This is a genomic window from bacterium SCSIO 12741 (genome assembly GCA_024398055.1).
Classification (GTDB): Bacteria; Bacteroidota; Bacteroidia; order Flavobacteriales_G; family Salibacteraceae; genus SCSIO-12741.
In genome coordinates this window covers 2,684,980-2,697,238 of sequence record CP073749.1, presented here as the reverse complement: position 1 = coordinate 2,697,238, position 12,259 = coordinate 2,684,980, and the positions used below count along the sequence as shown (strand labels likewise).

13 protein-coding genes are annotated in these 12,259 nt (G+C 44.8%); all 13 read right to left on the bottom strand.

What is annotated here, in order from left to right; genetic code table 11:
* Window position 1 precedes the first annotated feature (1 nt).
* On the bottom strand, window positions 2-919 hold the full coding sequence (locus KFE98_11440) for a glycosyltransferase family 2 protein (GenBank protein UTW60665.1): 918 nt from the start codon (window positions 917-919) through the stop codon (window positions 2-4).
* On the bottom strand, window positions 916-1,293 hold the full coding sequence (locus tag KFE98_11435; GenBank protein ID UTW60664.1) for a hypothetical protein: 378 nt from the start codon (window positions 1,291-1,293) through the stop codon (window positions 916-918). Before KFE98_11435 ends, KFE98_11440 begins: the two co-directional genes overlap by 4 nt.
* Entirely contained in the window at window positions 1,227-1,550 is a 324-nt protein-coding gene (locus KFE98_11430; protein UTW60663.1) for a hypothetical protein, read from the bottom strand. The genes KFE98_11435 and KFE98_11430 overlap by 67 nt, the downstream gene beginning before the upstream one ends.
* Window positions 1,541-1,849, bottom strand: coding sequence for a hypothetical protein (locus tag KFE98_11425; protein ID UTW60662.1), 309 nt, complete (start codon window positions 1,847-1,849; stop codon window positions 1,541-1,543). Before KFE98_11425 ends, KFE98_11430 begins: the two co-directional genes overlap by 10 nt.
* A 13-nt stretch (window positions 1,850-1,862) precedes the next feature.
* Window positions 1,863-3,278, bottom strand: coding sequence for an oligosaccharide flippase family protein (locus KFE98_11420; protein UTW60661.1), 1,416 nt, complete (start codon window positions 3,276-3,278; stop codon window positions 1,863-1,865).
* 81 nt (window positions 3,279-3,359) lie between these two features.
* Window positions 3,360-4,160, bottom strand: coding sequence for a phytanoyl-CoA dioxygenase family protein (locus tag KFE98_11415; protein UTW60660.1), 801 nt, complete (start codon window positions 4,158-4,160; stop codon window positions 3,360-3,362).
* Entirely contained in the window at window positions 4,150-5,349 is a 1,200-nt protein-coding gene (locus tag KFE98_11410; protein ID UTW60659.1) for a hypothetical protein, read from the bottom strand. The genes KFE98_11415 and KFE98_11410 overlap by 11 nt, the downstream gene beginning before the upstream one ends.
* The gene (locus KFE98_11405) at window positions 5,349-6,563 is read right to left on the bottom strand and encodes an N-acetyl sugar amidotransferase (GenBank protein ID UTW60658.1); all 1,215 of its coding nucleotides are present in this window, start codon (window positions 6,561-6,563) and stop codon (window positions 5,349-5,351) included. The genes KFE98_11410 and KFE98_11405 overlap by 1 nt, the downstream gene beginning before the upstream one ends.
* 12 nt (window positions 6,564-6,575) lie before the next feature.
* Window positions 6,576-7,364, bottom strand: a complete 789-nt coding sequence (locus tag KFE98_11400) for an imidazole glycerol phosphate synthase cyclase subunit (GenBank protein ID UTW60657.1) — start codon at window positions 7,362-7,364, stop codon at window positions 6,576-6,578.
* Window positions 7,358-7,969 (bottom strand): imidazole glycerol phosphate synthase subunit HisH, encoded by a 612-nt coding sequence (gene hisH, locus KFE98_11395; protein UTW60656.1) that lies wholly within the window; start codon window positions 7,967-7,969, stop codon window positions 7,358-7,360. Before hisH ends, KFE98_11400 begins: the two co-directional genes overlap by 7 nt.
* Complete coding sequence (gene pseI, locus KFE98_11390; GenBank protein ID UTW60655.1) at window positions 7,966-9,042, bottom strand: pseudaminic acid synthase; 1,077 nt, start codon at window positions 9,040-9,042, stop codon at window positions 7,966-7,968. The genes hisH and pseI overlap by 4 nt, the downstream gene beginning before the upstream one ends.
* The gene (locus tag KFE98_11385) at window positions 9,033-10,478 is read right to left on the bottom strand and encodes a UDP-2,4-diacetamido-2,4,6-trideoxy-beta-L-altropyranose hydrolase (protein ID UTW60654.1); all 1,446 of its coding nucleotides are present in this window, start codon (window positions 10,476-10,478) and stop codon (window positions 9,033-9,035) included. Before KFE98_11385 ends, pseI begins: the two co-directional genes overlap by 10 nt.
* Entirely contained in the window at window positions 10,471-12,255 is a 1,785-nt protein-coding gene (locus tag KFE98_11380; GenBank protein UTW60653.1) for an N-acetylneuraminate synthase family protein, read from the bottom strand. The genes KFE98_11385 and KFE98_11380 overlap by 8 nt, the downstream gene beginning before the upstream one ends.
* Between the last annotated feature and the right edge of the window lie 4 nt (window positions 12,256-12,259).

Below are 12,259 nucleotides of genomic sequence, written 5' to 3'. Positions count from 1 at the left end.
ATTAGGTATTCTTAGAACTCCGATTTATGGGAACAAGAGTGTTTTTTAGGGCGGCTACGAAAGATTTTGATGCGATCAATTTTGGATTGAGGCTTAACGCTTTATTTAACGATCCGAGGCCTGATATATATTGATTTGCAATCAAATAATTGTTGGCAGCAGTCAGGTAATAGGTCGCCAAGATGTGGGGTAGTTTATCCTTGTATTTGGCCATAAATTCCTGATCGGATCGCAACACAGATTCTACCTTCTGAGCGGAGTGAACAATCTTGTCAGGATCCATGCTATTGACCGACCTGGCGTCGTGCTGCACAAATTGATAGGTAATCTCGTCATTCACGTGAATGGGATAGCGCGCCAGAAGTCTCAGCCAGATTAGCCACTCTTCGCCAAATACAACCGACCGATCTTCTAAGAAAGGAAATTCAATGGCCACATCCCGCCTCAGAAAAACCGCTATGCCCATAAAGTTGATCTTCAGTAACATTGATTCAGCTCGATCGCCAACGGTTGGAAAATTTCGTAACACGGCTCCACCTTCCGAGAGCATTTGCATCCGATTATGAAGTATTTCAGGAAAGGAATTACCCTTCAAAAAATCTGCAGCGACCTGCAAGTGATTTGGGGTAAGGCGGTCGTCTGAGTCCAAAAAAAACACGTACTGCCCCCGGGCTTGTTTTACCCCATAATTGCGTGCATGGCCCCTTTCCTTATTGGCCGTTTTGAAATACCGAATACGAGCATCTTTCCAGGTGGATGATAAACGTTCGGTTTCATCGGTGCTCCCATCATCAACCACCACGACTTCCCAATCTTCAAAGGTTTGATTCAGCACATAACCGATGGTTTCAGGCAAAATATGCGCTCGATTGTAGGTCGGAATAATGACCGAAAAGAAGGGATTTTCGGAAGAATTCACCGTACCATTTTGTGATTAAAGGTTTGTGGATTGAGGTATAACTGATCCAAATCAAAAGCAGCCAATACTCTTTGAATGGATTTCCAGTCTTCCTCGTTGAGATGTTGTTTCCATTTTTCCAATTGACTATTCCCGGATTGAACCGCAGAATTGGCCGTAACCGTGGAACTTGGACGCTTGAGCGTAGACGAATCAAAGGAAAATGGCAATTCGAGCTTACCCTGTAAATCGGTCATGGTTTTTTCTGGATTCAACACCATTTCTTCGTACACCAACCAGTTTACATTCGGGTAATTGCGGATGGCCTTTAAGGCTTCTTCTGCTCCAATAGCGTAGGTGTAGGCCAACTTCTCGACAGCCGTAGAAAGTACCAATTCTTCCCCTTGTGGATTAGCGTAACCGGCCTCCGATGGTTGCGGGCATGAATGGAATGGTGAAAAAACTGAGCCTCTTTCCCTTTCATGTAAAGCAGTTGAGAAGACACCACTGCCCCAGGATGTCGGAGAATAATCAAGGTGCTTTCCGGAGAGAAATGCGAGCAAAACCAATCTACGAGTTGCATGCCTTTGATAAACTTGATCAACACCCGGGTAGATTGAAAAACTTTACGAGAATCTTTCTTCAACAGCACTCCGGCATGAATGCCCGTCCCTTGACCAACGAATTAAAATAGGTCACCAGGCGCATTTGCGGGGCCGTTTTCGGCTTTTCGAACCGACGGTATCCCATTTCAACGATCGGCTTTAAATAAGCTCCTAAAGGCTCATAAACGACCACTGTTTTGGAATCATTGGAAAGTACTTCCGAAATCCAGGTGGTTCCACCCCGGGGAAAACCGAATAGAAAAAAGGCCTGATTCGATTTGTAAGGAATAGCTGTTCTAAAAAGGCGGTGAACAGCAAGATAGATTCCAAGCAGTTTTTGTTTCATATTCTGGGCAAATTTAGGCCATCCCTTTTAGGGTTTCCCGAATTAGAACCAACACCTTGGAGATTTGCCGATTGAATACCGATACCGCCATTAAACCAAACAAAACAAGGGGTAAAAAATTCAACCACATGTACGACAATTCCGCCTCGGTAAACTGAAGGAACAAATAAACTCCGATGTAACTCAGCGTAATGAAGGCTACCGCGTAAACATTTTTGGTCAAGCCAAACAAAGGAAGCTTGTGGTAGTCATAAACCCGATTGAAGAATAAGGCTCCGCCCAATTGGGTATACTTGGTAAATATCACGGCAAAACAAACTCCCAAAATTCCAAAAGGAGGAATGAGAACGAGGTTAAAAATAACGCCTCCAACCAATGCAATTAAACTAATAAAAGGCATGACCTTGGTTCGCTTGTAATAAAACAATGGAAGGGTGTAAATGATGTAAAAATTCTGCGCAAAGTAGAACAGAAAAAGTAAGCCGATATACTCCCCGATTGGGAAGTACTTAGGATCAATAAGCAATTGAAGTATGGGAATTGCAACGGCTATGGCCATCACAATAATAGCCATCATAAAAAGCTGAAAAACCTGGTGAATCTGACTCACCTCTTTTTGATAGCCCTCCCCCTTTTCGGATAGCAACTTAAACAACCGGGGGTTGATGGCATTGTACACCGAATATTGAACCACAGATATGGCCGTCCCCATCAAAAAAGCAAAGTTGTATCTCCCTAATGCATCGAGGTCAAAAAACTGATCGATCATGATCCGATCAATCTTGTTGTAGGCCACCAGGAGCAGGGAATAGGGAATGAGCGGCAGGCCATATTCAAGCATGGGCTTGATAAACTTGAAGTGGATATGAATTCCATTTCGAAACAGGTAAACCAAAATGGCCAAAACCATAAATGCAGTTGAACCAATGGCACGTCCTGCAATGTTTCCCATGGCACCATATTCCAACCAAACCACACCGCCCAAAATGCACACTAAATTGGTGAGAAAAAAGCCCAAAGAAAGCATACCATAGGCCTTCACATTCTCTTGGTTTCGATAGTGGCTCAAAAACAGTTCATTGATCAAGGTAAAGTTGGTGGAAAGGAGAATGAGCCAGCCAAATTTGGAGTAGGAAAACCCAGGGCTATTAAAGCTTATCCCAAACAACCAATCTCCCACAAAATAGAGGACCACTGCTACGATGCCAAACATGGACAACATCCAAAACAGAGAGGTTGTAAAAAGGGCATTCAAGTCCTTAGGCTTCTTGTAATAGTCAAAGAAAAAACGGGCATAGGCCTGCTTAATTCCCAGAGACAACAAGACGGCCACAAAGCCATTAAAAATGTCCGCCAGCCCTATGATTCCATATTCATCGGGAGCGAGGTATATGGAGTATAAGGGAGCCAACAAAAAATTAATTCCCATGGGTAAAAAACCCAGGATAATATAAATGCTGGAAGCCTTTAGTATGGATGCTTTATCGTTCAATACAGCGAATCGGAAACTTTACATTTCAAAGACTTGGCCCATGATCAATCGACGACCTGAAATCAAAGGAGTACTGCTGTGTAAGCCTCTAAAGTCCGCCAGAAGCAAGGTGCCTTTTTTTCCGGTACAGCTATGTTTTTCATAGCCGTTTTCCTCACATATTTTTAGCATCTCCTGTTCAAAGAAATGACCAAATCGTCCGTAGCCACCATCTCTGTCGTATTCACGGAAATAGCGCAGCATCCAAGGTTTGGGAATGTGGCTCCCTTTCCAATAATTCATAGGGCCATTTTCGGGACCTACATCGGTGAGGAATAAAAAGGCTTTAAACCGTTGCCGCCAGTCGTCAAAGTGAGCCATATCAGCATCGGCCACTGCTCCGGGAGTCAGCTTAAAATCTACCTCACGTCTCGATGATTTTACCTTTTTAGAAACATAAGCCTTGGCCAGGTCCTGAATTCTAGCATCATCGTAAAATACTCGCTTGGCCAGCTCACTATTCTGATCTACCCGACCTATGCGAACAGACTGCAGGGCCCCATTTTGGAAATAGCCTGGATACTGATCCTTTTCGGCCAGCTCAAGCATTTCCATGGATTCCTTAGCCAATTGATCTATTTGATCGTCGGGTAGGAAATTGGGAATGAAAGCGAGCCCATCTTTTTCTAAGGTTTTCAGTAATTCGTGATCCTTGGTCAAGGAATAATCAATCTGACAATCCTTGTACAATCGGTAACGCTGAAGCTTGTAATAGAGTCGCGATCCACGAATCCAGGGTGAGGCCTGAATCCAATTACTGATGTGGTTCTTAAGTGACATTTTTTAGATATTCTGCTAATCGCCGATGCGATTTACCATCGGCTTGATACAAATATTGGTCAACAAATTGACTTAGGATTTCTTCGGTGCGCGAAAATGTGTCGAACTGGATATCTTCTGGTTCAAACGTAAAGAAATCCAGCCCCTTCATGAGACCACTGCGCAGTAGGTCTTTTTGCAAGGGCAAGTCATAAAAGGTGAGCACGTAAACCTTTTTAAAGTAGGCTGCCGGAATCATCAAAGTGCTAAGCGTGCCAAAGCAGGCCTTACTTTTTAGAATCAGCGGCATGGGATCCGAATGGGTTAAATAGTCGGTGTTTTCGTGCTCAAATATGCGTTTGCTTCGGTAATTATCCGGGTGCAATTTAATTTTCAATCGTGCCCCTCGGCTCAGGCAAAAATCATTGAGCTTGGAGTACATCCGGGCATGGTCTTGTTCGCTAATTCCAAAACCACTAATTCCATAGGTATCGTTATCGGAAAGGGGTTGATCAATGAGCAGGTAGTAGTTCTCGGACGCCTGAAAATTCTGTTCAAAATAGGGATCAATTTCCGGAATACCTGTGGATAACATTCGATCTTCCTGAACGCCGTCACGGTCAACATGAAGCTGGCCATTAAAGCGGGTATAAACCAGGTAATAATCGGCTACTCTGGCAGAGAAAAGCATTCGATGAAGTGCCAGATGCCCGTTCATTTTACGGGTCAAAAGCTCCAGGCGAATGGACTTGATAAAGGTTACAATACCAACGGAATTCCACAAAAATCGAAGGGCATGCTTGGGATCACTCTGCTCGCTTGAACTGTGGGATGAGCTGATTTGCGCATCTTTCTTTTTGGAGGTATTTCGCTCCAGTTTGAGGTAAAAATCCATGTTGGATTCAATACCATGTTGAAAGAAAAAAGTCGTAATGCCCCGTCTCTTACAGGCCTGATTTAGCGAAATGCTGTACGGTGAATGAATGGACATAAAAAGCACCTTATCGGGCTTTATCTCCTCAATAACCTCCGAAGCAGAAGAAAACTCAGACCAATACCGAATGTTGAAATCAAACCTCTCATCTTCCTTATCAGGAAACTTTTTGAAGAGGTAATGAAATTCAAATTCATCCCTTAAATCGAAGAAGGGCTTATTCCACCCAGATCGATGATATCCCCAAACCAATAAGATTTTGGGTTTTGCTACCATTAAGCTCTAACGTATTTCTGTTGCTCTTCGGGAGTCAAATGAACTTTACCATAGGCCGTTGGTTCTCCGGTAATATCCATCTTGTGCCATTGCCCATCTCGTATCCACCATACTCTTGGATCGCGGTAAGTATCGGCCAAATGATCGAATTGTTCTTCGGTCCAGCCAACAAAGTCAAGCCATTGATAAACGTCCTTGCTTTTCACATGGTCCATCTGCTGAATGATCTTGATGCCCTCTTCACGGGTCATTTTTCCAGCCCGGATATCCTTACAGGCGTGATCGGTTGCCCGACCGTAACCAAACTTGATAAACTTGAGGTAGTCGTGAATTCCGTTTTCGTAGAAATCGTCGAGGTTCGACATACGACGGTAGGTTCTTTCAAAAGGCTCTTCGTTTTCTAACCAGCCATATTTTTCCATCATCAGAGGGCCGTGTTCGTTGGCCTCCCACTTAACGAAGTTGGCCATGTAGATACCTCTAACCCCTACCCGATCAATTTCTTCATCGCTTGGGTATACAAATGGAATCATTTCACGGCGTTCAAGGGTCTCGCCGTACTCGGCAGCCTTTGCCATAAAATCGGTCCACTCAAAGCCACGTAAAATGTGTTCGTGACGATAGCGATAAGTAAACTCAACGAAATCATTGTAAGAGTGCATTCCTCCAATATCCATGTGGCCGTGCTCTCCCCAAATCAGCAGTGGAATATTCATCTGTACAGCTACCTGAAAGGGATAGGTAAAAATCCCACTTTGGTAATGCCATTGTGTATCACCCATGATTTGAACCGAAATCCGATTGAGCTTTTGAAGGGTATGCACACTGGTAGTGAAAAAGACATGATCACAACCGAAAACGTCCCTCATCCGCTGAAGGTTTTTAAGTCCAGTAGGAGTGTAGTTGTTGCTGTTGTAGGTCACCAGCAAAGGATTGAATCCCATCTCATTTTTTACCTGATGAACCTGGAAGAAGCTGTCTTTCCCTCCACTCACGGGAATAATGCAATCGTAATTGCTTCCATCCTTGCTTCGGTATTGCTCCAGAATGCGTTGAAATTTTTTCAATCGTCTGTCCCAATCAATGGCTTCCTTCTCCTTGGAGGTTCTACAGGCCGAACATACTCCATGATCATCAAAAGCCACAGGAATGGCGGAGCTGGAAGGCAAAAGACATTTTTTGCAGTAATTGATTTGAGGGATTGTTGCAATCATCTATTTCTTCGTTTATCGTACGTTAATTCCATTTTCCTTCAGGTATTTCTTGGCTCTCGGATAACTTCTTTCAGTAAAATGAAAGAGATTTCCTGCTGCAATTCCTGAAAGGTTTTCTACTTCTTCGGCCAACTCCTGAAAATCAAATTCGTCGGCTGCACCGCCACATGCTATCACGGGCAATTTGGTGCTTTCCACCGCAGATTCGATGGTTTCAATATCATATCCATTGCCCTTTCCATCTCGATCAATGGCATTCAAAAAGATTTCACCCGCCCCTTCCTGCTCACAGCGACTGATCCATTCGTTTACGGTCAATCCGGTGGCATGAGTTCCGAAGGAGGTAAAAACCTGATCCTTTCCATCTACCATGCGGTAATCGACCGAAACGATCACACATTGCGATCCGTATTTGGAGGCTGTTTGCCCAATCAGTTCGGGAGTTTCGTAGGCACCGGTATTCAGAATAATTTTATCAGCTCCGTTGCGAATTCTCAAATCCACATCGGATAGGTTTCGGATTCCACCACCAAAGGCTAAGGGCATAAAACAAACCTCAGCAATTTTCCGAATGATTTCTTCCATGCTATAGTAAGCATCCAGGTTGTAATCATCACGACGGAGATCGTACTCCTTTTCCCGGCTGATGTCGATGTAAACCAGCTCGTCTACGTCCCAATCACTGTAGCGTTTCGCCTCATGCACCACGCTTCCAATGAACTGGTGATAGTCGAAATTCTCACTTCTAACAATAAGTCCATTTTTGATAAAAAGAGCCGGTATCAGTCGTTTTTTCAGCATGGAAGTTCGGCGAATTTTTTTAGCAATTGAAGTCCGTGTTTCTGGCTTTTTTCGGGGTGAAATTGGGCCCCAAATACCTGACCATGCTCCACTACTGAGCAAAATTTTATTTCGTATTCGGTCATTCCTTTTTGCTCTTCATCCCCGGTCGGGTGGCAGTAAAAGGAATGAACGAAGTAAAAGTCTTCGGCTTGTTCAGGAAGTAATCGAGAACCGGATTGGGGGTAAACGGTGTTCCACCCCACATGAGGAATCCGGTGATTTTTCACCTGATCTCCGAAGGGAAGTACCTCACCCGGAATGTAGCCTAATCCGGTGTTTTCGCCATGTTCGAAGCTTTTCTCAAAAAGCAATTGCATGCCCAGGCAAATTCCCAACAAAGGTTTATCGCCTTTCTCCACAATAGCATCTAGGGCTGTTTTGAATCCGGATTCTCGTAAATTATCCATGGCCTGCTTAAAAGCCCCAACACCAGGAAGGATCAACCGCTCGTATCGATCAAGATCATTTGGGTTGTCCACAATCTCGGCATCCAATTCCAAAGCTTTTAAGCCATTGAGGACGGAGGCCAAATTGCCCATTCCATAATTGATAATTCCGATCATTCTTCTCTAAATCCTTCTACCATTTCAGCCTTAAGCGGAGTTCCTGCCTCCACGGCTGTATTAAATTTCTTTCCGATCAAAACATCCCAATACCTGGGATGCATCCCGTACCCGGGACGAACGGATTTGATATTTTCCGGACCAATGGTTTCGCCTGCTTCTACCCGGCGGGTTACAAAGAGCGATCGGCTAAATGCCCGGCTATTTATTTTTCCCTCATCCAGGGAGTAATCTACCTTGCCCAATGCACTTTCGGCCAGCCTTACGGCTTTGACCATTTCGGAAAATTCCTGCTCATCGAGCGAAAATCCGGCATCGGGTCCACCCAGATTTTTGTCGAGGATAAAATGCTTTTCAATTACCCGTGCACCCAGTGAAGTGGCAACCACAGGAACCGCTGTACCCAAGGTATGATCGGAGAGACCGGTTAGCACCCCAAAACGATTTCTCATATCGGGGATCATAGCCAAGTTGGCCTTTTCGATGGGAGCGGGATAGGAGGAGGTGCATTTCAACAAAACGATCTGATGATTACCCTGCTTTTTACACGCCTCCAAGGCTCGTTGAATATCCTGATCATCGGCAATGCCGGTGGAAATGATGACGGGCTTTCCCTTCGAGGCCACGTATTCAATCAACGGAATATCGGTAATCTCGAAGGACGCAATTTTGTAGGCTGGACAATTCAACTCTTCGAGCAAATCCACAGCTGTGGGATCGAAGGGCGAGGATAGACAAACTAAGCCCTCCTTCTGAGCTTCATCAAACAAAGCCTTGTGCCATTCCCAAGGTGTGTGGGCTTCCTCATACAAATCGTAGAGGTATCTACCATCCCACACGGTACCTTGATCGATTTTGAAGTGTTCATTCTTAACGTTCAGCGTAATGGTATCGGCTCGGTAGGTCTGTAGCTTAATGGCATTGGCACCGGCACGCTTAGCCGCACGCACGGTTTCAAGTGCTACATCCAGCCTGCCAGCATGATTGGCCGATAATTCAGCAATGATCCAAACGGGAGCATCGTCATGAATTCGATCGGGTCCAATGCGAATATCTGAGTGGGTTACTTCCATATAAAAATGTCGTAGGTCACGCCTTCGAGATTCACCTCTTTTAGATTGTCAAAATTGCAGTTTTTAAAAGTCACCGCAGAGGCCAAATTCGATTTTTTTACCCAGGCATGAAAGACCAGGCTGGCATCCTGTTTCTCCTCTATAAATTCAGTCATTCCTCTACCGATCAAAAACTTTCCAAGCCCCTTTCCTCTGAACTCCGGATCCATGGCATAACTAATCAACCAATGACCTTCTCGCTGTTCCAAACGCAGGTAACCAACGGGTCCGCCAGGGTGCTCAAAGACGTAAATACGAGTATTCACATCCCTAATTTTGGAAGCGAACCAAGATACATGAGTTGGGTAAGGTATAGGCTCTGATTGGGTTGAATTTTGCCGGGTATCCGGGTCGTTTGCCCATTGGTAGAATAGGTCTACGTCCTTTTCGCTGGCTTGACGGAGGGTAATTGATTTTGTGAGGTGGAGGTAGTTAAAGAGCTTTCTGAATCGGGTGGGTGGGTGGGCGTCCATCAGCTTTTTTTGAAACTCGACCTGTTGTTTCTGCCCCTTGAGTTCATCAAAGGATTTTTGAAGTACTTCTCTGTCCAGGGTTTCAGGAGTTCCAATTCCAACGGCCGCCTTCTCCTCTACTATTTTGCGGTAGTTTTCTTTTTGATTCTCTACGTATTGCAAAAGCAACATGGGAATCCCTACCGTACAGGCTTCTAAGGCAAGTGTTCCCGCCGAGAATAAACCGTACTCATGACGGGTCATCAGGTTCACCATTTCATGGGCATTGGCTTGCGCAACATGCTTCCATTCGTTCAGTTCGTCGAGTTTCGCTCTACTATCCTCACTCAAATATCCCAACCAGGTAATGCGATCAAATCCCCCAACGGATTGCAGCATTTCAATCAAATGAGCCGAAAAACGAGCATCGCTCCCCCCTAAACAAACGAGTAAAGTTCGAGCATCCACCTCTACTGGTTTAGCCTCAAAAAAGGCGGGACGCAGCATAGCGTAAGCGGCTCCCACGGCATAAGCCCGATAAGGCATAGCCGGATATTTACCCCGTGTGGCAGCTGGAGATGGGTTAATGATCGCATCGGCCGAATAGTCTTGGTAGTAATCATCGATCCTTACCGAGGTTACACCGAGGGGTCGTAGTGATTCAAAATACGCCCGGTCGTAGGAATAACCATCTACCACCAGTAGGTCTCCTTCAACGGCGAGAAGCTTTAGTTCTTCCAAGGAGTAAGCACTATTCTCGGTCCAATGAATGTGATATTGATCCGTTCCGAAAAGCGATAAGCGTTCCCGGGTTTCAACGGGAAGCAAAAAATGACAATCGAAATCCTCTTTCAGGTAACCGGCAAGAGCCGTACAACGGCTAATATGGCCGTATCCGGTTTGAGCACCGCCCTCTACTTGAAAAAGAATTCTTGGCTTATTCATGAACCGAAATACGCGTTTTTTGATTGAGGGTATCGATCAAACTCTGATCGGTTTTATAAACCAAAGCGCAGTGAGCATTGATTTGAGCAACTTCTGGTGTTCGATCCAAGAAGTCAATTAATTCCCGCAAGGAAAACTCAGGATGCTCAGCAAAACGCTCTTCAATGGCGTTAAACATGTCCAAATCTTCCGGATAATCCAGAGTGAGTCGGTAATGCCTTACCAAATCGGCAGGTAACTCTACGAATTGAAGATTAAAGTGTTCGGGGTTATTCTGAAAATACCAGGTCATGTATTCGGAATACTCGGCAAATGGGAAGTGTTTTCTCACCCTCTTCAATGCACTGGTATTGATAATCTCTAAATTGGTTCCTACTGCCGCATCTTTCCCTACGGTATAATCAGCGCCGGTTTCAAAATGCTTTTTGAGCAAGGGTTGCAAAATCTCATCAGAGATATACGGCATATCGGCGGTAACCCGGATGATTACGTCAATGCTATGTTGCTCGGCAGCATCCAAAAATCGTTGAATCACATCGTCAGGATGGCCCTTAAAAAAATGAACTTCATCAGAGTAGGTATGATTCTCGAGCTCGGCATCTTCATCAGCGGTGGAGGTTGCCAACACAACTTCATCTACGCCCTTGAATCGCAAGGCATTTTTTAGGCAGTATTCTACGGATGGCCACTGACCAATCTTCTCAACTGCCTTTCTTTTCAAGCGAGATGATTTCAATCGACAAGCTACAATCACCCCCACTTTAGCTTTTCTCCACACGTCGTTGCTTAGGGTACTGTCGGCGTCCAAATCTTTAGCCAGTATTTCTCCCTTGGCCTGGTGCTCTTGAATGTCTTTTCTGGAAATTCCTTCTTGGCCGGTTCGGCGGTATTTCAAATCGCGATCCAAGTCAACTAAATCTCCTGAATCTTTGCTGTTTTCCAATACAGGAATCTGAAGGGTGGTCTTCAGGTAATTCTGCTCCCGCTCATTAATAAAGGGCTCCTGAAGTAAGTGTCCATAACGTCCAAGTTGCTCTCTGATTTTCAGAATCTGAGTTTTTCCTACGGATGAGAATCCATCGTACTCGGGTTCGTAATGGGAACTTCTAATGTGTTTTTCTACGATTCCTGCACCTTGCATAGCAGCCATTACGGGCAACCAAACGGCGTCTTCTGACTGCGCATCTACATGGTCGGCGAAGGCAATAGTTTTACCTGTCAAATCTTGAAGTTTAGGAATCTTTCCCAAGCCTGAGTCAGCCAATTCTGTAGGATAGGCCTGAAAACCAACTTGTAGGATGATTTCCTTAAACCCAAATTGACCTTCAAAGGCCTGTAAAATGGACTCTACCTCGTCTTCTTCCATGGCAGCCACATTGAGAATCAGCTTCAGGGAAGAAACATCCAACTGTTGCAATCCTTTTCTAATTTCCAGATTTTGAAGCACGGATGCCTGCAATTTAATGCCGGTAATTTGATCCAGGTACTTTCCCAGAATTTCGGTACCATAGCTGTCGAACAGATCTAACCAAACTTCTTTGGTTTTCTGGGCTTCGGTTATCAGCCTTCCCCAATCTTCTTCGGAGAAACACAACTTGGTGTAGACGTCAAACCAGGAATAATCAGGTAGGGCGATACGATCGTCCTTAAGTACCTGAAACTTGATGCCCACGTTTTCCTGAACATCTTCGAATTCCTGAATGAGCTGGATTACTTTTTCGGGATCTCCCCCGTGCGTATTGGCTACTTCCAGCAGCGTGTAAGCCGGATTTTTCATCAGA